Raw genomic sequence first — 23408 nt, 5'->3', positions numbered from 1 at the left:
CGGATACTCAGGCGCCCCGGTACCGGGGGACTATTCGCGGGCGAACGGAAGATCGCCCACGGGCTGCGCCCGGATGAACACCCCGTCCCGGGCCGCCGCGAGCGCCGCCGTGACCGCCCGTTCCGCCACGTCCGCCGTGACCTCCTCGCGGGTGACCGCGAAGCGGTAGTAGAGCGGCGCGGAGACGGCGCGGAGCAGTTCGGTCGGGTCCGTCCCCGCCGGGATCTCGCCGCGGGCCGCGCCCTTGGCGACGACGGGGGCCCATTCGCCGAGCCGGGTCCGGTAGAAGTCGGCGAGCGCGCGGGCGCAGTCCTCGTCGCAGGCGGCCGCCGCGATGACGGCGCGGAAGACGGCGCCCATCCGCGTGTCGGTGAGGGTGGCGCGGACGAGTTCGGCGTTGGTCCGCAGGTCGCCCGCGAGGCTGCCGGTGTCGGAGGCGGGCAGGGACTGCTCGGCCATGTCGTGCAGGAGGTCGGTGACCAGGCCGACGGGGGAGCCCCAGCGGCGGTAGACGGTGGTCTTGCCGACGCCCGCGGTCGCGGCGATCCGGTCCATGTTCAGGGCGTGGAAGCCGGTGTCGGCGAGCGCGTCCTGGGTGGCGTCGAGGACGGCCCTGCGGACCTTCGCGGTGCGGCCGCCGGGGCGCAGGGTGCCGGGCGAGGCCGGCTGGCTCTCAGTCAAATGGGTCTCCTGTTCCATTAACGCCATCGACTCTGCTACGGTACGGGACATCTTAACGGAACCAGTCTCCCATTAAGGGGTCGTACGCATGGTTGTCCTGGATCACCCCCAGCCCCTCGAACAGCCCGAGGCCCCGACCGCCGGGCCGGCGGACGCCCGCATGACCGGACGGATGCGGCTCGTCCTCGTCGTCCTCCTCCTCGCCCAGTTCATGCTCGCCGTCGACTTCTCGATCCTGAACGTCGCGCTGCCCGTCATCGGCCAGGGACTCGGCTTCACCCTCGGCGGCCTCCAGTGGATCGCCACCGCCTTCGCCCTCGCCGCGGCCGGATTCACCCTGCTCTTCGGGCGCGTCGCCGACCTCGTCGGACGCCGCCGGCTCTTCCTCGGCGGCATGGCGCTCCTCGGCGTCTCCTCCCTCGTCGGCGGCCTCGCCACCGGCCCCGAGATGCTGATGGCCGCCCGCGTCGCCCAAGGCCTCGCCACCGCCGCCGTCACCCCCGCCGGGCTCTCCCTGCTCACCGCCTCCTTCCCCGAGGGCCCGCTGCGCGCCCGCGCCCTCGGACTCAACGGCGCCCTCATGTCCGCGGGCTTCACCACCGGCGCGATCCTCGGCGGCGTCCTCACCGACCTGCTCTCCTGGCGCTGGGCGTTCCTCGTCAACGTGCCCGTCGCCCTCGCCGTCCTCCTCGTCGCCCCCGCCGTCCTCACCGAGAGCCGCCCGGCCGTCCGCCCCCGCCTCGACATCCCCGGCGCGATCACCGTCACCGGCGGACTCCTCGCCCTCGTCTACGGCCTGACCGTCAGCGGCGAACACGGCTGGACCGACCCCACCGCGCTCACCGCCCTCGCCGCAGGCGCCGCGCTCCTGGTCGCCTTCGTCCTCGTCGAACGCCGCGCCGCCGCCCCCCTCGTACCGCTCCACATCCTCAAGCGCCGCACCGTCGTCTGGGGCAACCTCGCCGGGCTCGTCGCCTTCGTCACCGAGACCTCCCTGGTCTTCCTGATGACCCTCTACCTCCAGGACGTCCTCGACTTCTCCCCGCTCGCCGCCGGCCTCTCCTTCGGCGTCCTCGGCGCCGGCACGGTCCTCGGCGGAGTGTTCGCCTCCCGGTTCATCGGCCGCTTCGGCGCCCGTACGGCCCTGGTCTCCGGCGGTCTCCTCCAGGCCGTCGCGACCCTCGCCCTGTACGGACTCGGCGAAGGCCCCGGAAGCCTCTGGCTGCTCCTCGCGGCGACCTTCGCCGGCGGCATCGGCAACATGCTCGCCATCGTCGGCTTCATGGTCACCGCCACCTCCGGGATCCCCGACCACGAGCAGGGCACCGCGACCGGACTCGCGACCATGACCCAGCAGATCGGCATCACCATGGGCACCCCGATCATGAGCGCCGTCGTCGTCACCGCGCCCGTCCTCCTCGACGGCATCGGCCTCGCGGTCCTCGTGAACGCGGCGATCGTCGCCGCCGGAGCCGTCCTGGCCGGCCTCTTCCTGCGCCGCACGTGACACGTGGCAGGGACGCGAGAAGGGCCGGGCCCCCACGGGGGGAGTCCGGCCCTTCTCACCGTTCCACGACCGGCTACACCGGCCAGTACGACCGCGCCCACGCCCGCGGACCCGGCCGGTGGCGCACCGACCGTGCGATCCGGGACGGGTCCGACCAGCCCTCCGGCACCGCCGGGCCGCCGCCGTCGGCGGACGCCGCCGCCGACGCCGCGGCCCGCGCCTGAACCACCGCCAGTGCGGCGGCCAACTCCTCCGGGGTCGGGTTTCCTCGTACGACCTTGATCATGTCGACTCCTTGAAGGGTCAGGTCCGAAGAGGCCTAGAGCGGGATGTTGCCGTGCTTCTTCGGAGGCAGGGATTCCCGCTTCGTCCGCAGCTGACGCAGCCCCTTCACGATCTGCGGGCGGGTGTCCGACGGCAGGACCACCCCGTCGATGTACCCGCGCTCGGCCGCCGTGTACGGGTTGAGCAGGGCGTCCTCGTACTCCCGCATCAGCCGCGCCCGCTCCGCCTCCTGGTCCTCCGCCTCGGCGATCGTCCTGCGGTGCAGGATGTTGACCGCCCCCTGCGCGCCCATGACCGCGATCTGCGCCGTCGGCCACGCCAGGTTCAGGTCCGCGCCCAGGTGCTTGGAGCCCATGACGTCGTACGCCCCGCCGAAGGCCTTCCGCGTGATCACCGTGATCAGCGGGACCGTGGCCTCCGCGTACGCGTAGATCAGCTTCGCGCCCCGCCGGATGATGCCGCCGTACTCCTGGTCCACGCCCGGCAGGAAGCCCGGCACGTCCACGAACGTGAGCACCGGGATGTTGAACGCGTCGCAGGTGCGGACGAACCGCGCGGCCTTCTCCGACGCGTCGATGTCGAGGCAACCCGCGAACTGCATCGGCTGGTTCGCGACCACACCGACCGGGAAGCCCTCCACCCGGCCGAAACCGGTCAGGATGTTCGGCGCGAACAGCGACTGCGTCTCCAGGAACTCACCGTCGTCGAGCACGTGCTCGATGACCCTGTGCATGTCGTACGGCTGGTTCGCCGAGTCCGGGATCAGCGTGTCCAGCTCCCGGTCCTCGTCCGTCACCTCGGTGTCCGCGACCTCCGGGAACGTCGGCGGCTCCGAGAGGTTGTTCGACGGAAGGTAGGACAGCAGGGACTTCACGTACTCGACGGCGTCCTTCTCGTCACCCGCCATGTGGTGCGCCACGCCCGAGGTCGCGTTGTGCGTCCGGGCGCCGCCCAGCTCCTCGAAGCCCACGTCCTCACCGGTCACCGTCTTGATGACGTCGGGACCCGTGATGAACATGTGCGAGGTCTGGTCCACCATCACCGTGAAGTCGGTGATCGCGGGGGAGTACACCGCACCGCCCGCGCACGGGCCGACGACCAGCGAGATCTGCGGGATCACCCCGGAGGCGTGCGTGTTGCGGCGGAAGATCTCGCCGTACATGCCGAGCGCGCTCACACCCTCCTGGATGCGGGCGCCGCCGGAGTCGTTGATGCCGATGACGGGGCAGCCCGTCTTCAGCGCGAAGTCCATCACCTTGATGATCTTCTGGCCGTACGTCTCGCCGAGCGCCCCGCCGAAGACCGTGAAGTCCTGCGAGAACACGGCCACCGGACGCCCGTCCACCGTGCCGTAGCCGGTGACGACACCGTCTCCGTACGGACGGTTCTTCTCCAGCCCGAAGCTGGTCGACCGGTGCCTGGCCAACTCGTCCAGCTCGACGAACGACCCCTCGTCGAGCAGCAGGGCGATCCGTTCGCGCGCGGTCAGCTTGCCCTTCGCGTGCTGCTTCTCCACCGCACGCTCCGAGCCGGCGTGAGTGGCCTCGTCGATACGGCGCTTGAGGTCCGCGATCTTGCCTGCGGTCGTGTGAATGTCAATCTCGTACTGCTCTGCCGGCTCGGACATCGGGATACGGCTCCCTGCCTGGTCACGGGGGGTTCGTTGACTACGAATGGGCTACTGCTCAGCTACTGAGCCGTAGCGTATCGACGCCGATACGGTTCGGCACTGCGGTCTTTGCCACACCTAGTCTGGCTTGCATGACGTCCTCCCAAGGCTCCGGCGGACCCTGGTCCGACCTCGACCGGCCCCCGCTGAACGCCCCCGCACTGCGCCGCGCCCTCGTCCTCCCCGACGGCCTGTGGACCTCGCTCGACGTGGTCACGAGCACCGGATCCACCAACAGCGACCTCGCCGCCCGCGCCGACGAGCTGCCCGAGGGCGCCGTGCTCGTCGCCGAGGAGCAGACCTCCGGCCGCGGCCGCCTCGACCGCAGCTGGACGGCACCCGCCCGCTCCGGGCTCTTCCTCTCCGTCCTCCTCAAGCCCGAGGTGCCGGTCCACCGCTGGGGCTGGCTCCCGCTGCTCACCGGCGTCGCCGCGGCGACCGGCCTCGCGAAGTCCGCCGGGGTCGACATGTCCCTCAAGTGGCCCAACGACCTCCTGGTTTCCGTCGGCGGCGAGGAACGCAAGACCGGCGGCATCCTCGCCGAGCGGGCCGGAGCGGACGGCATCGTCGTCGGCCTCGGCATCAACGTCACCCTCCGTGAGGAGGAACTCCCCGTCCCGGCAGCCGGTTCCCTCCTCCTCGCGGGCGCGGTCTCCACCGACCGCGACACCCTCCTGCGCGCCGTCCTGCGCTCCCTCGCCGAGTGGTACGGCGACTGGGTACGGGCCGACGGAGACCCCGCCGAATCCGGGCTCCAGGCGGCCTACGCGGCCGGCTGCGCGACCCTCGGCCGCCGCGTCAGGGCCGAGCTGCCGGGCGAGCGGATGCTGGAGGGCGAAGCCGTGGCCCTGGACGGCGACGGCCGCCTGGTGGTCGCCACGGAGGGCGGCGGCACGGAAGCGGTGGGAGCGGGCGACATCGTCCACCTGCGGACGTAGGCGGGCCGACGTCCACCCCACGCGCGGCGCGCCCTCGCGGCCGTTCACCCCGAGGGCCCCGCACGGCCGAAGGGCCCGCCACGACAGGCCCAGAACACAGGCGGCAGCCGTTAAGGCGTGAGCCAAGCCACAGCTGTCGTATCGTGGACCGCGATCCAGGGCGACAGATCGGCAGGGCAAGTGGGCAGGGAACGGGCAGGAGGCGGCCGGTGACCGTCGACGACGAGAACGAGGGCGGCGCGCCCGAGCCTCCCACGTACCCCACCCCCCATCACGAGGTCGACCACACGGCCGAGCCGAGCGACGATCCGCTCGCCATCCGCCTCGAACAGCTCATCCTCGGCGCGGACCGTCGCTACACCCCCTTCCAGGCCGCCCGCACGGCCGGCGTCTCCATGGAGCTCGCCTCCCGGTTCTGGCGCGCCATGGGCTTCGCCGACATCGGCCAGGCCAAGGCGCTCACCGAGGCCGACGTCCTCGCGCTGCGCCGCCTCGCCGGTCTCGTCGAGGCCGGACTGCTCAGCGAGCCGATGGCCGTGCAGGTCGCCCGTTCCACCGGACAGACCACCGCCCGGCTCGCCGAATGGCAGATCGACTCCTTCCTGGAGGGCCTCACCGAGCCGCCCGAGCCCGGCATGACCCGCACCGAGGTCACGTATCCGCTGGTCGAGCTGCTCCTGCCCGAGCTGGAGGAGTTCCTGATCTACGTCTGGCGGCGGCAGCTCGCCGCCGCCACCGGCCGGGTGCTCGTGCAGGCCGCCGACGACGAGGAGATGGTCGACCGGCGGCTCGCGGTCGGCTTCGCGGACCTGGTCGGCTTCACCCGGCTGACCCGGCGCCTGGAGGAGGAGGAGCTCGGCGAGCTGGTCGAGGCCTTCGAGACGACCTGCGCCGACCTGGTCGCCGCGCACGGCGGCCGGCTCATCAAGACCCTCGGCGACGAGGTGCTGTACGCCGCGGACGACGCCGGAACGGCCGCCGAGATCGCGCTGCGCCTGATCGAGACCCTCAGCCACGACGAGACGATGCCCGCGCTGCGCGTCGGCATCGCCTTCGGCACGGTGACGACCCGGATGGGCGACGTCTTCGGCACGACCGTGAACCTGGCGAGCCGGCTCACCTCGATAGCGCCGAAGGACGCCGTCCTCGTCGACGGCGCGCTCGCGGAGGAGCTGTCCCGGACGGGCGAGGCACCCGTCTCGGAGACGCAGGCCGCCGAGGAGGCCGCCCGCGCGGAGAAGGAGGGCCGCCAGGCCGCCACGTACCGCTTCGCGCTCCAGCCGATGTGGCAGCGGCCCGTCCGCGGTCTCGGCGTCGTCGAACCCTGGCTCCTGACCCGCCGCCCGACCTAGGATCTCCCGTGAACGCCTGTTAACAGCCGTTAACAGGCTCTGAATCGGGAGGGTGCGGTCATGTCCGAGCAGCGCTTCGGTGAGTTCGTGGTGGTCCGGAAGGACGGGAACGGGCACGTCGCCGAGCTGGTCCTCGACCGGCCCAAGGCGATGAACGCCGTCTCCTCCGCGATGGCCCGCTCCCTCGGCGCCGCCTGCGACGCGCTCGCCGCCGACCCCTCGGTCCGCGTCACCGTGCTGACCTCCTCGAACGACCGGGCCTTCTGCGTCGGCGCCGACCTCAAGGAGCGCAACTCCTTCACCGACGCCGAGCTGGTCCGGCAGCGGCCGACCGCCCGCGCCGCCTACACCGGCGTCCTGGAACTGCCCATGCCGACCGTCGCCGCCGTGCACGGCTTCGCCCTCGGCGGCGGCTTCGAGCTGGCACTCGCCTGCGACGTGATCGTGGCCGACGCGACCGCCGTGGTCGGTCTCCCCGAGGTGTCCGTGGGCGTCATCCCGGGCGGCGGCGGTACGCAGCTGCTGCCGCGCCGGGTGGGTGCGGCGCGCGCGGCCGAGCTGGTCTTCACGGCCCGCAGGGTGGAGGCCGCGGAGGCCCGCGAGCTGGGCCTGGTCGACCTCCTGGAGGAGGACGCGCGGACGGCGGCCCTGGAACTCGCGGGCCGGATCGCGGCGAACTCGCCGGTCGGGCTGCGGGCCGCGAAGAAGGCCATGCGGCTGGGGCAGGGCCTGGACCTGCGGGCGGGCCTTGAGGTGGAGGACGCGGCGTGGCGTTCGGTGGCGTTCTCGGGGGACCGTGCGGAGGGTGTGGCGGCCTTCAACGAGAAGCGGAAGCCGAACTGGCCGGGTGAGTAAGTTCTACGGTTCTGCACCATATGTCACTTACGGTGACGTCTCGAAGGTGAAAACGTATCAAACCTCCCTAAGCTGGAGGAATGGGTGAGGACGGACGGCTGCGGGCCGTAGTGGCGCTGGCGCAGCGGATGGCGGCGGCGCACACTCCACGCGAGTTCTGGCGGGCGGCGGCGCTCGGGTCCTGCGACGGACTCGACGGCACCTTCGCCGCCCTCTCCGTCTGGCAGCGGGACCACGGACGCCTCAAGGTCCTGGTGAACGCGGGGGAGCGGGCCGTGGGCGAGGAGGAGTTCCCGGACTCGGAGACGTATCCGGTGCACCAGTTCCCCGAGATCACCGAGTTCCTGCACGAGCAGTGGGCGGGGGGCGGCGAGCCGGACGCCTGGGTGGAGACGGCCGAGGACCCGGTCCCGACGGGCCGGGTGGCCGGCCTGAGGCGGCGGGGGCGCGGCTGCTGCGTGGTCGCCCCGATCGTGCTGCACGGGCGGGCGTGGGGGGAGCTGTACGTGGCCCGCCCACCGCAGGAGAAACCTTTCACCCGCGCGGACGCCGACTTCGCCACCGTGCTCGCGGCGGTGGTCGCGGCGGGCATCGCGCAGGCGGAACGCCTGGAGGAGGTCCGCAAGCTCGCGTTCACCGACCCCCTGACGGGACTCGCCAACCGGCGGGCCGTCGACACCCGTCTGGACGAGGCGATCGAGCGCTACCGGGTGGACGGCTCGGTGGTCAGCCTGATGGTCTGCGACCTGAACGGCCTGAAGCGGGTCAACGACACCCACGGCCACGCGGTCGGCGACCGGCTGCTCGAACGCTTCGGATCCGTCCTGTCCCGCTGCGGAGCCATGCTCCCGGGCGCCTTGGCGGCGCGCCTCGGCGGCGACGAGTTCTGCCTCCTGACGGTCGGCCCGACGGCGGACGAGGTGGTGGCGGTCGCGGAGGAGCTCTGCGTACGGGCGGCGGAGCTGGAACTCGGCGAGGGCGTGGCGTGCGGGGTGGCGTCCACGGGAGACCCGATCGGCCCGCTGAGGTCGGCCCGCCGCCTGTTCCGCCTCGCGGACGCGGCCCAGTACCAGGCGAAGGCGGCCCGCTCGTCGAAACCGGTGGTGGCGGGCCGAGACGGCACGGTGATCCGCCTGGCGGACGCCCCACCGGGAGCCCGGGACCGGCGGAGGTTCAGGGATGCGCCACCGGTGGAGGCGCCGGGGCGGGGGCCGGGGCCGGGGGCGGAGTCGGAGTCGGAGTCGGAACAGGAGCGGGAGCGGGAGCAGGAGCCGTAGCCGTAGAGGCGGGTGAGGTGTCTGGGGTGGGGGTGCCTGGTGGGCTTCTGGTGCGGCCGCCCTCTTTCCGAGTGTGGCGGCCTCCACCACCGCGTCAAGGGCGCCTTCGGCGTCGCTGCGCGATGGGCTGCGCCCACCCTTGACCCGGCGGCGGAGGCCGCCTTTTCACACTCGGAGGGCGGCCGGGGGGCGTGGCCACGCGGGGCTTCGGGTAATGGCCGGGCGTTGTGGGCGTCTGACGCTCGGTGGGTGGGGGCTGGGCTTGCGGCCGGGGCCGGTGGGCTTCCGTCGGTCGGTTCGGAGTGCGCGGCCGTTGAATGGGGCGGCCCGGCGGCGCTTAGCGGCCGACCGCCGTCCTCGGGCTGGGCTTCAGGCCCCGCTGGTCACCCCCGGTGGGTGGTGGGGAGTGGTCGGCGTGAGTTTCTTACACTTTCATCGCCCGATAAGGGCGATTCGCCCCTTATGGGGCTTAATCCGGGGAGTGTTACTCGGAGTAGCGCGCAGTTGTCCACGCCTGACCCAACCCCACCCACCGGGAGTGACCAGCGGGGCCTGAAGCCCCACCCCGAACGACCGCAACTCGCTAAGCCAGAGCCCGACCGCCCCATTCAACAACCGCGCACCCCCAACCCACGGAACTGCGCCCACCGGCCCCCGCAACAAACCCAGCCCCCACCCACCGGCCGGCACACGCAAGCCGACGCCGACTACTGCCCGAAGCCCGGCGTGGACCCGGCCCCCTGGACCGCCCTCCGAGAGTGTTTTCGCTCCTGGAGGTGGTGGGTCAAGGGTGGAGCGCAGCGGAATCGGCGAAGCCGACGCGACGAAGGAGCGCCCTTGACGCACCACCGGAAGGAGCGACTCTCGGAAAGAGGGCGGTCCCACCCGCCACTCACACACCCGGCCCACCCTGAGCGGCCGGCCCGAGGCAGTCGGCGCAGAGTGCCTCGTCGGCGACCGGCCTGAAGAGCATGGGCTGGGTGTGGGCGCCGCTCGCGCACTCCCGCGCCCCTTGGAGGCGTGACGAGAGCCGAGGGCCGGACCGGGGCGGGGACTGTTCGGGCCGCAGGAGTGCGCGGGGCGGAACCTCGCGGAGCAGGTACCGCACGAGACCGCCGGGCCGCTGTACGGGCGTTCCTGCCCCGGGCAGGCCGCGCAGGACGTGCTCGTGCACGTCGGCGGAGGTGTGCCCGGCGGCGAGCCAGCGCGCCGCGAGCCGGGTGAGCTCGTCACGCATGCCGGGAGGGATGTGCCGGAGGGCGGGCGAGAGGAGAGGCAAAGCGCCGACGAGCGCGCGTGCTTCGTCTAGTTGCGCGTCGGGGCGGGTCGCCCCCGGGAGTTCATCGACGGGCTCAGGGCCCGTCCCAGCCGCGTCACCCACTCTGGGCCCGTCCCCCGGCGGCTCCTGCTCCGATTCCTGCTCCTGCTCCCGCTCCTGCTCCTGCTCCGACTCCGACCTCCGTTCCGACTCCGATTCGGTTTCCGGCGGAAGGTCGGAGGTGTGCTCCCTGCGGTCTTTCTCTGGATGACCGTCGGACGACGGGGTCTCCGGATGACCGACGGTCGGGACCGGGGTACCCGGTGCCACCTGCGAGTACACCCGCTCGATGCCGCTCCGGACGGGCATGCGGGCGAAGATCTTGGCTGCTTCCTCCGGGCGTAACGGGGTGCTGGAGACGAGCTGTTGGGTGACCCAGAGCCCGCCGCCCACCTGGAGTCGACGCTCGTGCACGAACCCCTCGGCCTTCAGTTGGCGCTTGGCCGTGGTGAAGGAAGTCGCCCCGATCCGGGCGCGTTTGGCGGTCTCCGACAGGGTTTCCCGTGCGTGTGCGGGGAGGGAGAGTTGCCAGGTGAGGAGGCGCGCGGCGTGGGAGTCGAGGCGCGGGTGCCGGATGATCTCGTGCGAGAACTGGCTGAAGGCGCGCGAGGGCGCGATAAAGTTGCGGTAGATCATCGGTGGACTCGTGGTTTCCACTAGTGGTTCAGGCCCTCGTCGATGGTTCCCGCCGTCAACGGGGGCCGATTTGTTGCGAACGTACCGCACAGGCATATGCCCGCAACGACACGCGGAGCGAAGATCGCCCGTACGAGTGACCGGGCGGCCGGCACGGCTCTTTTCGGACTTCACCACCCACCACGGTTCCACGACGAAGATCATCGCCGTGCTCGACTCCGACGGGAACCTGCGCCTCGCCGGCCGCCTGATCACCGAGCAGAAGGACCTCGGCTACTAGGCGGTTCGTCGAACCGCCTCGCCGGCCGTACGAAGGCGGCGGCGGTCGCGGCTTGGTGGCCCAGGACCACATCCGGTGTGGTCCTGGGCGAGGCCGACCGGCTGCGGCGCTCTCCGGCGGGTCATGGCCTCGGGGAGACGTGGCGCGTCGCTCCGCGCCGCCTGATGTTCTAGTCGGCGGTGTCGACTTCGGATCCGCCGCGTCGCGCGGGTGCCGACGTGCTGATGACGCGGACGGCTCCGCGCGGGGTCAGGCTCGCGCGTTCCTGCGGGCTCGCCGTCCAGCATTCGTCCTTCGCCGCCTCCCAGAGGTGGCCACTGGGGCGGACCAGGGTCAGCAGGTTCCCGTGCACGTACCGCACCTGCCCGGTGAGCGCGCGCTGGGCGTCGGTCACGACGTCCCCGACGCGGTACCTCACGGCGTGGCCCGTCGTGCGTCACGGAGGAGGGCGGTGAGCCGCTTGGCGCCGCTCACGCCGACGGCCCCGAGTCCGTAGCGGTGGACGTCACCCCCGGGCGAGCGCGTCACGTCCCGGTAGAGGCCGCTGGTGGAGAGTCCGGCGGTGTCCATGGCGGCCTTGAGGTCCCGGAACACCTGGGCGGCCTCGGGCTCGGAGACGGGGCGGATGGGAGGTGGGGTGGGGGGTGTGCGCATGGAGAGCTCACTTTCTGATGGATCTCCTCCGGACCGCCTCCACGATGGTGCGTACCGCCCTACGCTCACCAGGAGTTGAGCTCCCGACGTGCAGGTGAGGAACGAGGCATATGCCAGGAGCGAAGGAACTCGACCCTGGGGACAGCGTCGAGCAGTACCTCGGCAACGTGGTGCGCGAGGCGCGCCTGGCCCTCGGGCGCGAGTGGACGCAGGCGCACGTCGGGGCGAAGGTCTTCAGCAGCGGGAGCCGGATCTCCGCGATCGAGCTGGGCGAGGACCCGCCGGACCGTGACCTCGCGAGGAAGCTGGAGGTGGTCCTCCGCCTTCTTCCCGGAACCCTCGTGAACCTCGTGAAGATCCTCACCGAGCAGAACGTGCGCGACTACGCGAAGACCTATATGCGTCGGCAGCTCGAAGCCACCGCCATGCACGAGTTCTCCATCGTCGTGCCGGGGCTGCTGCAGACCGGCGGCTACGCGCGGGCGGTGATGGGCGCGGGTCTGGCGGGCGACTCGGCCCAGATCGGCGACTACGTGCGCAGACGCCTCGAACGGCAGTCCGTCCTCGACCGGCCCGACCCGCCGTGGATGATGATCGTGCTCGACGAGGCCTGCCTGCGCCGCGACATGGGAGGCGGCCAGGTGATGCGGGAGCAGATCGAGCACCTTCTCGCCCTGTGCGAACGCCCCCACGTGAACATCCAGGTGCTCCCCATGAAGGGGGAGCCGGTGGCTGGTTCTGTCGCGCTCCTCACCCTCCCCAAGGGGGAGCGCGGGGCCTACACGGAGGGGTTCAGCACCGGCAACTACACAGAGGAACCAAGCGAGGTGATGCGTTTCCAGCGTGTCTATGATCTGCTGCAGCAGGGTGCTCTGGGCGTCCGGGCATCCCTTGAACTGATGCGCGCGATCGCGAAGGAACACGATGACTGAGACCTTGCCGAACTGGCACAAGAGCACGTACAGCGGCAACGACAACGACGCCTGCATCGAAGTCGCCGACAACCTCTCCCGGGTTCGCGTCCGCGACACCAAGGACCGCGCCAGGGGCGAGCTCACCGCCGCCCCCGCCGCCTGGGCCGCCTTCACCGCCTTCGCGCGGACCTGCGCCGTCTGACCCACTGCACGCTCCACCGCGCCGGATGCCCCGGATCGGCCGGGCAGGTGAAGACGTTCAGTTCGCCGTGGTTGCCGACGACGACTCCGGTCGGCAGGGCCGCCGGGTGGGGGCGCAGGCCCTCCGCTCCTCCTCCGCCTCCTCCCACGCGTCGATCCGTGTGCACAGATCGTCCGACAGCAGCCCGGCGAAGGGGTACGTGACCACCTGCTCCGGGTGTAGCACGCAGGACTCGGGGACGTATCCCTCGTAGCCGACGGCCTCCGGACCCGGGTGGGTCGTCAGGACGTCGGTCGCCCCCGCCGCCCTCCGTCAGCGCACGTGGAGCAACATGCCGTACGGGCGCCAGAAGGTCTGGAGCAGGTCGGCGCCGTCCGGACCCGCCGGAAGGTCCGGGACGTCGCCTGCGTACAGCTGCGCCAGGCCGGTGATCGGCAGCGGATCGTCCTCGCTCGCCCCTGGCACCCGGTGCGCGTGCTCCAGCTCCTCGACGAGTCAGGCCCTCGTACGGTTCCCGCGCATGCGCCGCCGCGCGGGCCTCATGCCCGCGGCGGATGTCCTCGGGGCGTCGCCCGCGCCCTCGTCCGTGGACCTCCGTGCACATCGGCCACGGTTTGTCCGCGGGCCACAGCATCGGGCCGCCGACCGAGCTCTCCGAGAGGCCGGGGCCGCCGACGCAGGCGGGTGGTGGTGCCCCGGTGGGCGGCCGGTTCCGGGAAGAGCACCTCGACGTCGAGGGGGCGCGGCGGGGTGTTTCTCGTCATGGGGCGACCCTGGAGACTGCTCTCTCCGGCTCTCCCTCCAGCCCTTCCGCGACGTCCCCCGGCGCCGCCTCCCGCGTCGCCGGCGCCCTCGGGCGGCAGACTGGGACCCCGCCGGTGACCACCGGTCCGGCGGCCTCGGTCGGGTGGGCCGGTGCTCACGGTCCGGTAAGGGGCCGTCCCCTGTCGAGCCGGTGACCCCTCACCTAGTGACAGGTTGGTCTTCAATCCGTAGGGTGCTGAATATGGATATGCAGACAGTCGTCCTCGGCACGTCCGGCACGACCCCGCAGGACGTCATCGACGTCGCCCGCCACGGCGCCCGCGTCGAGCTGTCGCCCGAGGCCGTGGAGGCCCTGGCCGCCGCCCGCAACATCGTCGACGCGCTCGCCGCCAAGCCCGAGCCCGTCTACGGGGTCTCCACCGGCTTCGGCGCGCTCGCCACCCGGCACATCGGCCATGAGCTCCGCGCCCAGCTCCAGCGCAACATCGTCCGCTCGCACGCCGCCGGCATGGGCCCGCGCGTCGAGCGCGAGGTCGTCCGCGCCCTGATGTTCCTGCGGCTCAAGACCGTCGCCTCCGGCCGCACCGGCGTCCGCCCCGAGGTCGCCCAGACCATGGCCGACGTCCTCAACGCCGGCATCACCCCGGTCGTGCACGAGTACGGCTCCCTCGGCTGCTCCGGCGACCTCGCCCCGCTCTCCCACTGCGCCCTCGCGCTCATGGGCGAGGGCGACGCCGAGGGCCCCGACGGCGAGCTCCGGCCCGCCGGCGAGCTGCTCGCCGCCCACGGCATCGCCCCCGTCGAGCTCAAGGAGAAGGAGGGCCTCGCCCTCCTCAACGGCACCGACGGCATGCTCGGCATGCTGATCATGGCCCTCGCCGACCTCGACACCCTCTACAAGTCGGCCGACATCACCGCCGCACTCTCCCTCGAAGCCCTCCTCGGCACCGAGAAGGTCCTCGAACCCGAGCTGCACGCCATCCGCCCGCACCCGGGCCAGGCCGCCTCCGCCGCCAACATGCTGGCCGTGCTCAAGGGCTCCGAGCTCACCGGTCACTTCCAGAGCGGCGAGGCCCCCCGCGTCCAGGACGCCTACTCCGTCCGCTGCGCCCCGCAGGTCGCCGGCGCAGGCCGCGACACCATGGCCCACGCCCTGCTCGTCGCCGAGCGCGAGCTGGCCGCCGCCGTCGACAACCCGGTGGTCCTCCCCGACGGCCAGGTCCGCTCCAACGGCAACTTCCACGGCGCCCCCGTCGCGTACGTCCTCGACTTCCTCGCCATCGCCGCCGCCGACCTCGGCTCCATCGCCGAGCGCCGCACCGACCGGCTCCTCGACAAGAACCGCTCGCACGGCCTGCCGCCCTTCCTCGCCGACGACGCCGGCGTCGACTCGGGCCTGATGATCGCCCAGTACACGCAGGCCGCCCTGGTCAGCGAGATGAAGCGGCTCGCCGTCCCGGCCTCCGCCGACTCCATCCCGTCCTCGGCGATGCAGGAGGACCACGTCTCCATGGGCTGGTCCGCCGCCCGCAAGCTGCGCACCGCGATCGGCAACCTCAACCGGATCATCGCCGTCGAGCTGTACGCCGCCACCCGCGGCATCGAGCTCCGCCACGGCCTGTCCCCGGCGCCCGCCTCCGCCGCCGCCATCGAGGCGCTGCGCGCGGCCGGCGTCCAGGGCCCCGGCCCGGACCGGTTCCTCGCCCCCGACCTGGCGGCCGCCGACACCTTCGTACGCGAAGGAAAGCTGCTCGCCGCAGTGGAGCCGGTCACCGGCCCCCTGGCGTAACCCGGAGAAGACGCGTGGCCCGTCCCGGACTTCCCGGGGCGGGCCTCACGTGTGTACGGAAGGCGGCCTCACGCACGTACGGAAGGCGGCCTCACGCGCGTACGGAAACGGCCGTTCAGGACGTCCGGTCGCGGCGGCGCATCGCCAGCGCCACGAAACCCGCCCCGACCCCCAGGAAACCCGTCCCGCCGAGCAGATACGGCACGGTGTCCCGGCCGCCGGTCTCCGCCAGGTGCCCGTCGCCCGTGGCGGGGCCGTCCTGGGTCACCCCGATCCGCACCCCGCCCTGCTTGTCGGTGGCGTTGGCGGACGGGACGAACCACAGGGCGCACAGGAGCGTGCCCGCAACGGTCGCGGTCAGCAGTGGGCGTCGGGCGGCGGACACGGAAATTTCGATCCCCCTTGCGGAAACCGCGAATTGGTCGGTGCGCCGATGCTAATGAACACAGCGGGTCGTGGGAAAGCCGGGAGCCCCCGGGCGCCTACGCTCCGACCCATGAGTACTTCTGAGACACCGCGCTATGTACGCCTTCGGGTCGATGTGGTCCTGGAGATCGACGGACCGGCCGAGCTGGCCTCGGCGGCCGAGGCCCGGATCGACGCCGACGAGTTCATGCCCGAGGAGGAGCGGGTGCCCGCCCGTGCCGCCGCGCACGAGGACAGCGCCGAGGCCCTCGCGTACCTCGTCGAGCCCTTCGACCTGATCCGCGACGTCCCCGGCATCGAGATGGTCCAGGCCTCCTGGAGCAGTGAGGAGATCGAGTACGACCCCGATGCGCTGGAGTGGGATCTCGGCGAGGAAGATGGGCAGGAGGAAGACGACGACGACCGGTCGTAGACCGGTATCCGACCTGTTCGCGGGCCTCGGGACGCCGTCCCGGGGCCCGTGGTGCGCCAGGGGCCCGACGGGTGACGGGGGCCACTGCGGCTCCGGGAACCGGGCGGGACCGTACGGGCGTGTCGATCAGTGGTGTTCCCCACAACCGCTCCGCTTCCGGAACCGGACGGGGTGTCATGGGCGTTCTTATCAAGAAGTTGACAGGAATCGGCGACGATGGAGAAGCGTGTGATGACGGACGGCAAGCGCCGCCGCAGGAGCCTGGCCGCCGCGGCCGTCGTGCTCAGCGGTGTGCTGGTGCTCTCGGCGTGCAACGACGAGGACAAGGGCGCCTCCGGCTCGGCGACACCGCAGTCACAGGCCCAGGTCGACGAGGCGGCCGCGCAGAAGACGTCCAAGGCGAAGATCACGATCTCGCCGAAGAACGGCGCGCAGAACGCCTCCATCAACAACGACGCCAAGGTCTCCGTCACCGAGGGCAAGCTCACCGAGGTCGTCATGACCTCCGCCGAGGGTGAGGCCGTCAAGGGCGAGATAGCCGCCGACGGCCTGAGCTGGAAGCCGTCCGGCCAGCTGGAGCGCGCCACGGTCTACAAGATCGCCGCCACGGCCACGGACGCGGAGGGCCTGGAGGCGCACGAGAACTCCTCGTTCACCACGGTCTCCAAGGCCAACAGCTTCATCGGCAACTTCACGCCGGAGGACGGCTCGACCGTCGGCGTCGGCATGCCGGTCTCGATCAACTTCAACAAGGCCATCACCGACAAGAAGGCCGTCCAGGCCGGCATCACGGTGACCTCCAGCAGCGGCCAGGAGGTCGTCGGGCACTGGTTCGACGGCACCCGCCTCGACTTCCGCCCGGACGACTACTGGACCGAGGGCTCGACCGTCACCCTCAAGCTCGACCTCGACGGCGTCGAGGGCGCCGACGGTGTCTTCGGCGTCCAGCAGAAGACCGTCACCTTCAAGATCGGCCGCAACCAGGTCTCCACCGTCGACGTCGCCACCAAGACCATGACGGTCACCCAGGACGGCAAGACGATCAAGACCATCCCGATCTCCGCCGGCTCCCCGGACAACCCGACCTACAACGGTCAGATGGTGATCTCCGAGAAGTTCAAGGAGACCCGGATGAACGGCGCGACCGTCGGCTTCACCGACGACGACGGCAAGGGCGAGTACGACATCAAGGACGTGCCGCACGCCATGCGCCTGTCCACGTCGGGCACGTTCATCCACGGCAACTACTGGGGCCCGGACTCGATCTTCGGCTCGGCCAACACCAGCCACGGCTGCGTCGGCCTGAACGACGTCAAGGGCGCCGGCGACCCGAACCAGCAGGCCGCCTGGCTCTACGACCACTCGATCGTCGGCGACGTGGTGATCGTCAAGAACTCCAAGGACAAGACGATCGCCCCCAGCAACGGCCTCAACGGCTGGAACATGAGCTGGGCGGACTGGAAGGCCGGCTCGGCCGCCTGATCCCCCGCGACGCGGCGACACAGCCGCGTCCCCGCGCGAGAGCGGCCCCCTCCCGGTACCGGGAGGGGGCCGCTGCCGTCGCCCACTTCCGCACCGGGAGGGGGCCGCTGCCGTCGTCTCGCCACTCTCGCTACTTCCGCACGTCCACGCTCTCGTCCACACCCCACTGCGCCAGCAGCCGCAGCGCGTCCGCCGACGCCGAGCCCGGCTCCGCCTGGTACGTGATCAGCACCAGGTCGGGGTCGCCGCCCGCCACCTGCATGCTCTCGTACGTCAGCGTCATCTCGCCCACCAGCGGATGCCGCAGCACCTTCGTCCCGTGCCCCTTGTCGGCGACCGTGTGCGCCGCCCACAGCGAGCGGAACTCCTCGCTGCGTATCGACAGTTCGCCGACCAGTGCGAGCAGCGCCGGATCCTCCGGGTAGCAGCCCGCGTACAACCGCAGCACGCTCACCACCTCGGTCGCCTTGCACTCCCAGTCCCGATAGAGATCACGCGAGTTGGGCCCCAGGAAGACCATCCTCGCCACGTTCCGCTCGGCCGGCTCCATCGCCTCGAAGTCGCCCATCAGAGCCCGCGCCATCCGGTTCCAGGCGAGGACGTCGAGCCGCCGGCCCACGACGAACGCCGGGATGCCCTCCATCGCGTCCAGCAGATGCCGCAGACCCGGCCGCACCTGCTGGGGACGGGCGATCGCCGCCCGGTGCTGCCTCTTCTTCGCCGTCGGCTTCGCCAGATGCGTGAGATGCGCCCGCTCGGTGTCGCTCAGCCGCAGGGCCCGCGCGATCGAGTCCAGCACCTCCATGGACACGTTGCGGCCGTTGCCCTGTTCGAGCCGGGTGTAGTACGCCACCGACACCCCGGCCAGCTGCGCCAGCTCCTCGCGGCGCAGCCCGGGCACCCGGCGGTGGCGCCCGAACTCCGGCAGACCCACGTCCTCCGGCTTCAGACGGGCCCGGCGCGAGCGCAGGAATTCGCTGAGTTCGGCACTGAGATCCATGCGTCCCGATTATCCCAGGTCCTCCGTCCCGGCGGACGACTGTTCCTGTCCCTGCCAGTGGTAGGCACGCTGGACGTAGGCAGAACAGGGGACTGGGTGATGCCCGCCCCCTCGCGCAGGCTGGGGCCATGACCACGAACGTGACCACCGTCCCCGCGTACGCCGCACCCGCCGCCAACGCCCCGCTGGAGCGCACCACCGTGCCGCGCCGGCCCGTCGGCGAGCACGACGTCCTCATCGAGATCAAGTACTCCGGCATCTGCCACTCCGACATCCACCAGGCCCGTGACGGCTGGGGCGAGGGCATCTTCCCGATGGTCCCGGGCCACGAGATCGCCGGAGTCGTCGCCGAGGTCGGCCCCGGGGTCAGCCGCTTCCAGGTCGGCGACCGGGTCGGCGTCGGCTGCTTCGTCGACTCCTGCCGGGAGTGCGCGTACTGCCTGCAGGGCCTGGAGCAGTACTGCGTCAAGGGCGGGACCGGTACGTACAACGCCCTCGACAAGAACGGCGAGCCCACCTACGGCGGCTACTCCAGCCACATCGTCGTCGACGAGAACTACACCCTGCGCATCCCCGAGGGCATCGGCCTCGACGAGGCCGCGCCCCTGCTCTGCGCCGGCATCACCCTCTACTCGCCGCTCGCCCACTGGCAGGCCGGCCCCGGCAAGAAGGTCGCGATCGTCGGCCTCGGCGGCCTCGGCCACATGGGCGTCAAGATCGCCCACGCGCTCGGCGCCGAGGTGACCGTCCTCAGCCAGTCCCTGAAGAAGCAGGAGGACGGCCTGAAGCTGGGCGCCGACCACTACTACGCCACCAGCGACCCGGCGACCTTCACCGAGCTGGCCGGCACCTTCGACCTGGTGATCTCCACGGTCTCCGCGCCGCTGGACTTCAACGCCTACCTCGGCCTGGTCAAGACCGACGGCGCCCTGGTCAACGTCGGCGCCCCCGAGGAGCCCGTCTCCGTCAACCTCTTCTCCCTCATCGGCGGCCGCAAGACCCTCGCGGGCTCGATGATCGGCAGCATCGCCGAGACGCAGGAGATGCTCGACTTCTGCGCGGAGCACGGTCTCGGCGCGGAGATCGAGCTGATCCGCGCCGAGCAGATCAACGAGGCGTACGAGCGGGTGCTCGCCAGCGACGTCCGCTACCGCTTCGTGATCGACGCGTCGACGATCTGACGCCCGCGCGCACCCGGGAGCACGGCTCGGGCGCATGACGCCCGCGCACGACTCGGGTGCACGGCGCTCGCGCATGACTCGGGTGCACGGCGCCCACGCGCGACGCCCGCGCATGATGCCGGGGCATGACCTGCGAGGTAATCGACCCCGTACGCCCTGCCCCGGCATTCTTGCGTCATGACCGCATACGCCATCGGAAACCTGCACCCGAAGCCCGTCCTCGACGAGGAGGTCTTCACCTACATGGAGCGCGTCCAGGGCACCCTGGACCCCTTCGGCGGCCGCTTCCTCGTCCACGGCGCACCCGCCCGTGAGGTCCCCGAGGGCGACTGGCCGGGCGCCGTCGTCATCATCGGCTTCCCGTCGTACGAGAACGCCCGCGCCTGGTACGACTCCGACGCCTACCAGGCCCTCATACCGCTCCGCACCCGTCACATGGCCGGCGACATCCTCCTCATCGACGGCGTCGCCGACGGGTACGACCCCGCGGCGACGGCCGCGGCCATGCGGGCCGCGTCAGGCGACCAGGCCTGAGCGGAGCTCCAGCCGCCGGCCGCCGAAGCCCGCCCAACTCATCCGGCGGGGCCCGGCCCTCGGATCGTCAGCCGTCGGCCTTGGCGACCCCGATCGGGCAGGAGACGCCCGTGCCGCCGATGCCGCAGTAGCCCGCCGGGTTCTTGTCCAGGTACTGCTGGTGGTATCCCTCCGCCGGATAGAAGGTCCGGCCCTCCGCCGGAAGGATCTCCGTGCTGATCGTGCCGTAGCCCGAGCCCGTCAGGACCTTCTGGTAGGCCTCGCGGGAGGCGTCGGCGGTCCCGGCCTGGGCGGGGGAGTGGGTGTAGACGGCCGAGCGGTACTGGGTGCCCACGTCGTTGCCCTGGCGGAAGCCCTGGGTCGGGTCGTGGGACTCCCAGAAGAGCTTCAGGAGGGACTCGTACGAGACCTTCGACGGGTCGAAGACGACCCGGACGGCCTCGGTGTGCCCGGTCAGGCCCGAGCAGACCTCCTCATAGGCCGGGTTCGGCGTGTAGCCGCCCTGGTAGCCGACGAGAGTGGTCCAGACGCCGTCGGTCTGCCAGAACTTGCGTTCGGCGCCCCAGAAGCAGCCGAGGGCGAAGTCGGCGACCTCCAGGCCCTCCGGGTACGGGCCGAGGAGCGGGTTGCCGAGGACCGTGTGGCGCTCGGGAACGGCGAACTCCGGCTCGGGGCGGCCGCGCAGGGCCTGCTCGGGAGTGGGGAGGACGGGGGTGCGGGACAGGAACATGCTGCATCTCTCCTCGACGGTCGGCAGTGGTCACAACGCCGAAGGGCGGGGAGGGATTCCCCGAGGGGCCCCTCCCCGCCCCGCGGGAAGCCGTGCGGCCGCGGGCTCCCCGCGGTCCGCGCCGTCAGCGCGGCAGCGTCGCCGGGTTGCCGCCGTTCGCCTCGTACCCCGCCACCGCCAGGTTCCGGAAGACCGTGAACTCCGCCGCCGGGTCACCGCTCAGCGTCCACGGCACCGCGCCCACGTGCCCGTCGACCTTCACCAGCTGGTGCATGGCCTCCGCCCAGCGCTCGCCGCGTACCAGGAACCAGACGAGCAGATGACGGACGTGCGCCAGCATCGGGTCGTCGGGCCGGGCCGAGTGCACCGCGTACAGCGCGCCGTCCATCGCCTTCGACACCACGGCCGTACGGAAGAAGTCCTGGACGAGCACCACGTCCGGCACGTGCTCGTACACCGCGAACAGCGGGAGCGCCGCGAGCAGCGAACCCCGGGGGGCGCGCGCCGCGGCCGTCGTCGCGAAGTGGTCGGCCTCCTCGCGGGAGCCGTGCCACTTCTCGCACCAGTAGTGCAGGGCCGCCAGGTGGGCACCCATGTGCTGCGGCGCACGGTCGATGACCCGCGCCCACACCTGGTCGAACTCCTCGTGGCTGTAGCCGAGACCGCGGGCCACGGCGAGCTGCGTGATGTACGGGACCGGGTCGCCCGGGGCGAGCAGCGCCGCCTCGTCGGTGACCTTCCGCGCCTCCTCCAGGATGATCCGGAAGTCGTCGGTCCCCGCCGCCGAGGAACGCCAGGCCTGCTGCACCAGGAACTCGCCGTGCACCGCCGCGCCGCCCGCGTCCTTCGGGGCCTCCGCCCGCCAGGTCCGCAGCCACGCGCCGCCGACGCCGGGCCGCTCCTGCAGCTCCAGGGAAGCGGCGCCCGCGAAGGCCTGGACGCGCTGCCAGCGCACCTCGCCCTCCTTGTCGGTGGCGGCGAGCAGCCGCGACGCGGCCCGCCAGTCCTGGGTGGCCTGGACGACGTCGAGGACGTGCAGGAGCTCGTCGTCCGCGCCCGGGAGCCGTACGTCCTGGTCCTCCTGCCGCACGAATCCGTACGCCTCCGGATCCGCCGCGTCCGGGGCGCCCGGCGCGACCTGACGGATCCCGCCACCACGGCGGCGCAGCAGGTAGGGGCCGAGGACGCCGAACAACAGGCCCAGCGCGATCAGGAACCAGAGAATCTCCATGGTGTCCATTGTCCAGGACGCACGGTGAGACGATCGCGGCGCCGGGGGCCGCTCGGGACTACGCTCCTGACACATGAGCGACCAGCACTCTCACCAGAGCTTCGAGACCCGCGCGATCCACGCGGGCAACACCGCGGACCCGCTGACCGGCGCGGTCGTCCCGCCCATCTACCAGGTGTCCACCTACAAGCAGGACGGCGTGGGCGGACTGCGCGGCGGTTACGAGTACAGCCGCAGCGCCAACCCCACCCGTACGGCCCTTGAGGAGAACCTGGCGGCACTGGAGGGCGGCCGGCGCGGGCTCGCCTTCGCCTCGGGCCTGGCCGCCGAGGACTGCCTGCTGCGGGCGCTCCTCGCGCCGGGCGACCACGTGGTCATCCCGAACGACGCCTACGGTGGCACGTTCCGGCTCTTCGCCAAGGTCGTGCAGCGCTGGGGCGTCGACTTCTCCGTCGCGAATACCTCCGACGTCGAGGCGGTGCGCGCCGCCGTCAACGACCGTACGAAGCTGATCTGGGTCGAGACCCCGTCGAACCCGCTGCTCGGCATCACCGACATCGAGGCGATCGCGGGCGTCGCCCGGCAGGCCGGCGTGAAGCTCGTCGTGGACAACACGTTCGCCTCGCCGTACCTCCAGCAGCCGCTGGCGCTGGGCGCGGACGTGGTCGTGCACTCCCTCACCAAGTACATGGGCGGCCACTCCGACGTCGTCGGCGGTGCGCTGGTGACGGCCGACGAGGCGCTCGGCGAGGAGCTCGCGTACCACCAGAACGCGATGGGTGCGGTCGCGGGTCCCTTCGACTCGTGGATCGTGCTGCGCGGCATCAAGACCCTCGCGGTCCGCATGGACCGGCACAGCGAGAACGCCGAGAAGATCGTCGAGATGCTGACCCAGCACCCGAAGGTCACCCAGGTCCTCTACCCGGGTCTCCCGGAGCACCCGGGGCACGAGATCGCCGCCAAGCAGATGCGTTCCTTCGGCGGCATGATCTCGTTCCGTGTGGAGGGTGGCGAGGAGGCGGCCGTCGAGGTCTGCAACCGTGCGCGGCTCTTCACCCTCGGTGAGTCCCTCGGCGGTGTCGAGTCCCTCATCGAGCACCCGGGCCGGATGACCCACGCGAGCGTCGCGGGTTCCGCTCTGGAGGTCCCGGCCGACCTCGTCCGTCTCTCGGTGGGCATCGAGAACGTCGACGACCTGCTGGCCGACCTGCGGCAGGCGCTGGGCTAGTCGCCGGTACGGGGTCGGGCGGGCGCTCCCGTGGTGCTGCGGAGCGCCCGCCCGGCCCGTCG

General features: G+C 71.7%; 25 protein-coding genes. 14 read left to right on the top strand and 11 right to left on the bottom strand.

Translation table 11 applies throughout. The annotated features are described in order from the left end of the window. Positions 1 to 30: 30 nt before the first annotated feature. Complete coding sequence (locus ACIP84_RS26330) at positions 31 to 732, bottom strand: TetR/AcrR family transcriptional regulator (protein ID WP_401800809.1); 702 nt, start codon at positions 730 to 732, stop codon at positions 31 to 33. Between the two features lie 37 nt (positions 733 to 769). Between ACIP84_RS26330 and ACIP84_RS26325 the strand changes: the two genes are divergently transcribed. Continuing rightward, positions 770 to 2188 (top strand): MFS transporter, encoded by a 1419-nt coding sequence (locus ACIP84_RS26325; protein ID WP_401800806.1) that lies wholly within the window; start codon positions 770 to 772, stop codon positions 2186 to 2188. Positions 2189 to 2261: 73 nt separating this feature from the next. Here the strand turns inward: ACIP84_RS26325 and ACIP84_RS26320 are convergent, their stop codons facing one another. Next, a complete protein-coding gene (locus ACIP84_RS26320) occupies positions 2262 to 2474 on the bottom strand; it encodes an acyl-CoA carboxylase epsilon subunit (RefSeq protein WP_073910099.1) in 213 nt (70 codons plus the stop codon). Positions 2475 to 2507: 33 nt separating this feature from the next. Beyond that, positions 2508 to 4100 carry an acyl-CoA carboxylase subunit beta gene (locus tag ACIP84_RS26315; RefSeq protein WP_401800803.1) on the bottom strand — a complete coding sequence of 531 codons (1593 nt, stop codon included), beginning with the start codon at positions 4098 to 4100 and terminating at the stop codon, positions 2508 to 2510. 134 nt (positions 4101 to 4234) lie between these two features. Between ACIP84_RS26315 and ACIP84_RS26310 the strand changes: the two genes are divergently transcribed. The 4 genes from ACIP84_RS26310 (at position 4235) to ACIP84_RS26295 (ending at position 8564) form a co-directional block, all read left to right on the top strand. Next, entirely contained in the window at positions 4235 to 5080 is an 846-nt protein-coding gene (locus ACIP84_RS26310) for a biotin--[acetyl-CoA-carboxylase] ligase (protein ID WP_401800801.1), read from the top strand. A gap of 209 nt (positions 5081 to 5289) precedes the next feature. Then, positions 5290 to 6432 (top strand): adenylate/guanylate cyclase domain-containing protein, encoded by a 1143-nt coding sequence (locus ACIP84_RS26305; RefSeq protein ID WP_355969590.1) that lies wholly within the window; start codon positions 5290 to 5292, stop codon positions 6430 to 6432. 60 nt (positions 6433 to 6492) lie between these two features. Further along, positions 6493 to 7287, top strand: a complete 795-nt coding sequence (locus ACIP84_RS26300; RefSeq protein ID WP_401800798.1) for an enoyl-CoA hydratase/isomerase family protein — start codon at positions 6493 to 6495, stop codon at positions 7285 to 7287. An 80-nt stretch (positions 7288 to 7367) separates the two neighbouring features. Next, a complete protein-coding gene (locus ACIP84_RS26295; protein ID WP_401800796.1) occupies positions 7368 to 8564 on the top strand; it encodes a diguanylate cyclase domain-containing protein in 1197 nt (398 codons plus the stop codon). An 892-nt stretch (positions 8565 to 9456) separates the two neighbouring features. On the opposite strand, the gene ACIP84_RS26290 is transcribed toward ACIP84_RS26295, so the two are convergent. Further along, complete coding sequence (locus ACIP84_RS26290) at positions 9457 to 10518, bottom strand: hypothetical protein (protein WP_401800793.1); 1062 nt, start codon at positions 10516 to 10518, stop codon at positions 9457 to 9459. Between the two features lie 136 nt (positions 10519 to 10654). On the opposite strand from ACIP84_RS26290, the gene ACIP84_RS26285 reads away from it, so the two are divergent. Next, positions 10655 to 10798 carry a DUF6342 family protein gene (locus ACIP84_RS26285; RefSeq protein WP_401800791.1) on the top strand — a complete coding sequence of 48 codons (144 nt, stop codon included), beginning with the start codon at positions 10655 to 10657 and terminating at the stop codon, positions 10796 to 10798. Between the two features lie 169 nt (positions 10799 to 10967). Here ACIP84_RS26285 and ACIP84_RS26280 read toward each other — a convergent pair whose 3' ends face one another. Together ACIP84_RS26280 and ACIP84_RS26275 are read right to left on the bottom strand one after the other, a co-directional pair. Further along, positions 10968 to 11192 carry a hypothetical protein gene (locus ACIP84_RS26280; protein WP_401800789.1) on the bottom strand — a complete coding sequence of 75 codons (225 nt, stop codon included), beginning with the start codon at positions 11190 to 11192 and terminating at the stop codon, positions 10968 to 10970. Positions 11193 to 11212: 20 nt separating this feature from the next. Further along, positions 11213 to 11452, bottom strand: coding sequence for a hypothetical protein (locus ACIP84_RS26275; protein ID WP_401800787.1), 240 nt, complete (start codon positions 11450 to 11452; stop codon positions 11213 to 11215). 110 nt (positions 11453 to 11562) lie between these two features. Between ACIP84_RS26275 and ACIP84_RS26270 the strand changes: the two genes are divergently transcribed. Together ACIP84_RS26270 and ACIP84_RS26265 are read left to right on the top strand one after the other, a co-directional pair. Next, on the top strand, positions 11563 to 12384 hold the full coding sequence (locus ACIP84_RS26270; RefSeq protein WP_401800785.1) for a Scr1 family TA system antitoxin-like transcriptional regulator: 822 nt from the start codon (positions 11563 to 11565) through the stop codon (positions 12382 to 12384). Beyond that, the gene (locus ACIP84_RS26265) at positions 12377 to 12568 is read left to right on the top strand and encodes a DUF397 domain-containing protein (RefSeq protein WP_401800783.1); all 192 of its coding nucleotides are present in this window, start codon (positions 12377 to 12379) and stop codon (positions 12566 to 12568) included. The genes ACIP84_RS26270 and ACIP84_RS26265 overlap by 8 nt, the downstream gene beginning before the upstream one ends. 312 nt (positions 12569 to 12880) lie before the next feature. Here the strand turns inward: ACIP84_RS26265 and ACIP84_RS26260 are convergent, their stop codons facing one another. Next, positions 12881 to 13033: a hypothetical protein gene (locus tag ACIP84_RS26260; protein ID WP_401800781.1), complete on the bottom strand. Its 153-nt coding sequence runs from the start codon at positions 13031 to 13033 to the stop codon at positions 12881 to 12883. Positions 13034 to 13580: 547 nt separating this feature from the next. Here ACIP84_RS26260 and hutH point away from each other — a divergent pair. Then, a complete protein-coding gene (hutH, locus tag ACIP84_RS26255; RefSeq protein WP_355961988.1) occupies positions 13581 to 15122 on the top strand; it encodes a histidine ammonia-lyase in 1542 nt (513 codons plus the stop codon). A 115-nt stretch (positions 15123 to 15237) separates the two neighbouring features. On the opposite strand, the gene ACIP84_RS26250 is transcribed toward hutH, so the two are convergent. Then, complete coding sequence (locus ACIP84_RS26250; protein ID WP_401800779.1) at positions 15238 to 15507, bottom strand: hypothetical protein; 270 nt, start codon at positions 15505 to 15507, stop codon at positions 15238 to 15240. 111 nt (positions 15508 to 15618) lie between these two features. Here ACIP84_RS26250 and ACIP84_RS26245 point away from each other — a divergent pair, with 111 nt between their 5' ends. Both ACIP84_RS26245 and ACIP84_RS26240 read left to right on the top strand, forming a co-directional pair. Then, positions 15619 to 15960 carry a hypothetical protein gene (locus ACIP84_RS26245; protein ID WP_401800777.1) on the top strand — a complete coding sequence of 114 codons (342 nt, stop codon included), beginning with the start codon at positions 15619 to 15621 and terminating at the stop codon, positions 15958 to 15960. Positions 15961 to 16176: 216 nt separating this feature from the next. Beyond that, a complete protein-coding gene (locus tag ACIP84_RS26240) occupies positions 16177 to 17442 on the top strand; it encodes an Ig-like domain-containing protein (RefSeq protein ID WP_209496524.1) in 1266 nt (421 codons plus the stop codon). A gap of 130 nt (positions 17443 to 17572) precedes the next feature. Here ACIP84_RS26240 and ACIP84_RS26235 read toward each other — a convergent pair whose 3' ends face one another. After that, entirely contained in the window at positions 17573 to 18442 is an 870-nt protein-coding gene (locus tag ACIP84_RS26235) for a helix-turn-helix transcriptional regulator (RefSeq protein ID WP_355961731.1), read from the bottom strand. A gap of 128 nt (positions 18443 to 18570) precedes the next feature. On the opposite strand from ACIP84_RS26235, the gene ACIP84_RS26230 reads away from it, so the two are divergent. After that, positions 18571 to 19623, top strand: a complete 1053-nt coding sequence (locus ACIP84_RS26230; RefSeq protein ID WP_355961734.1) for an NAD(P)-dependent alcohol dehydrogenase — start codon at positions 18571 to 18573, stop codon at positions 19621 to 19623. Positions 19624 to 19800: 177 nt separating this feature from the next. Continuing rightward, entirely contained in the window at positions 19801 to 20157 is a 357-nt protein-coding gene (locus tag ACIP84_RS26225) for a DUF1330 domain-containing protein (protein ID WP_401800774.1), read from the top strand. Between the two features lie 67 nt (positions 20158 to 20224). Here the strand turns inward: ACIP84_RS26225 and msrA are convergent, their stop codons facing one another. Continuing rightward, positions 20225 to 20887: a peptide-methionine (S)-S-oxide reductase MsrA gene (gene msrA, locus ACIP84_RS26220; RefSeq protein ID WP_355961740.1), complete on the bottom strand. Its 663-nt coding sequence runs from the start codon at positions 20885 to 20887 to the stop codon at positions 20225 to 20227. 124 nt (positions 20888 to 21011) lie between these two features. Then, on the bottom strand, positions 21012 to 22118 hold the full coding sequence (locus ACIP84_RS26215; RefSeq protein ID WP_266968717.1) for a hypothetical protein: 1107 nt from the start codon (positions 22116 to 22118) through the stop codon (positions 21012 to 21014). Between the two features lie 73 nt (positions 22119 to 22191). Here ACIP84_RS26215 and ACIP84_RS26210 point away from each other — a divergent pair, with 73 nt between their 5' ends. Further along, positions 22192 to 23346, top strand: coding sequence for a cystathionine gamma-synthase (locus ACIP84_RS26210; protein WP_355961744.1), 1155 nt, complete (start codon positions 22192 to 22194; stop codon positions 23344 to 23346). Positions 23347 to 23408 lie beyond the last annotated feature (62 nt).

The sequence above is a fragment of the Streptomyces sp. NPDC088707 genome (assembly GCF_044752725.1).
Taxonomy (GTDB): Bacteria; Actinomycetota; Actinomycetes; order Streptomycetales; family Streptomycetaceae; genus Streptomyces.
This window is presented reverse-complemented; position numbering and strand designations above follow the sequence as displayed.

Bases quoted from the DNA above. Each gene is read 5' to 3' on its own strand.
- hutH (WP_355961988.1), top strand. From the start codon at position 13,581: ATGCAGACAGTCGTCCTCGGCACGTCCGGCACGACCCCGCAGGACGTC.
- ACIP84_RS26330 (WP_401800809.1), bottom strand. From the start codon at position 732: ATGTCCCGTACCGTAGCAGAGTCGATGGCGTTAATGGAACAGGAGACC.
- ACIP84_RS26225 (WP_401800774.1), top strand. From the start codon at position 19,801: ATGACCGCATACGCCATCGGAAACCTGCACCCGAAGCCCGTCCTCGAC.
- ACIP84_RS26245 (WP_401800777.1), top strand. From the start codon at position 15,619: ATGAGTACTTCTGAGACACCGCGCTATGTACGCCTTCGGGTCGATGTG.
- ACIP84_RS26300 (WP_401800798.1), top strand. From the start codon at position 6,493: ATGTCCGAGCAGCGCTTCGGTGAGTTCGTGGTGGTCCGGAAGGACGGG.
- ACIP84_RS26210 (WP_355961744.1), top strand. From the start codon at position 22,192: ATGAGCGACCAGCACTCTCACCAGAGCTTCGAGACCCGCGCGATCCAC.
- ACIP84_RS26215 (WP_266968717.1), bottom strand. From the start codon at position 22,118: ATGGAGATTCTCTGGTTCCTGATCGCGCTGGGCCTGTTGTTCGGCGTC.
- ACIP84_RS26320 (WP_073910099.1), bottom strand. From the start codon at position 2,474: ATGATCAAGGTCGTACGAGGAAACCCGACCCCGGAGGAGTTGGCCGCC.
- ACIP84_RS26240 (WP_209496524.1), top strand. From the start codon at position 16,177: ATGGAGAAGCGTGTGATGACGGACGGCAAGCGCCGCCGCAGGAGCCTG.
- ACIP84_RS26270 (WP_401800785.1), top strand. From the start codon at position 11,563: ATGCCAGGAGCGAAGGAACTCGACCCTGGGGACAGCGTCGAGCAGTAC.
- ACIP84_RS26315 (WP_401800803.1), bottom strand. From the start codon at position 4,100: ATGTCCGAGCCGGCAGAGCAGTACGAGATTGACATTCACACGACCGCA.
- ACIP84_RS26290 (WP_401800793.1), bottom strand. From the start codon at position 10,518: ATGATCTACCGCAACTTTATCGCGCCCTCGCGCGCCTTCAGCCAGTTC.
- ACIP84_RS26230 (WP_355961734.1), top strand. From the start codon at position 18,571: ATGACCACGAACGTGACCACCGTCCCCGCGTACGCCGCACCCGCCGCC.
- ACIP84_RS26265 (WP_401800783.1), top strand. From the start codon at position 12,377: ATGACTGAGACCTTGCCGAACTGGCACAAGAGCACGTACAGCGGCAAC.
- msrA (WP_355961740.1), bottom strand. From the start codon at position 20,887: ATGTTCCTGTCCCGCACCCCCGTCCTCCCCACTCCCGAGCAGGCCCTG.
- ACIP84_RS26310 (WP_401800801.1), top strand. From the start codon at position 4,235: ATGACGTCCTCCCAAGGCTCCGGCGGACCCTGGTCCGACCTCGACCGG.
- ACIP84_RS26235 (WP_355961731.1), bottom strand. From the start codon at position 18,442: ATGGATCTCAGTGCCGAACTCAGCGAATTCCTGCGCTCGCGCCGGGCC.
- ACIP84_RS26275 (WP_401800787.1), bottom strand. From the start codon at position 11,452: ATGCGCACACCCCCCACCCCACCTCCCATCCGCCCCGTCTCCGAGCCC.
- ACIP84_RS26325 (WP_401800806.1), top strand. From the start codon at position 770: ATGGTTGTCCTGGATCACCCCCAGCCCCTCGAACAGCCCGAGGCCCCG.
- ACIP84_RS26295 (WP_401800796.1), top strand. From the start codon at position 7,368: ATGGGTGAGGACGGACGGCTGCGGGCCGTAGTGGCGCTGGCGCAGCGG.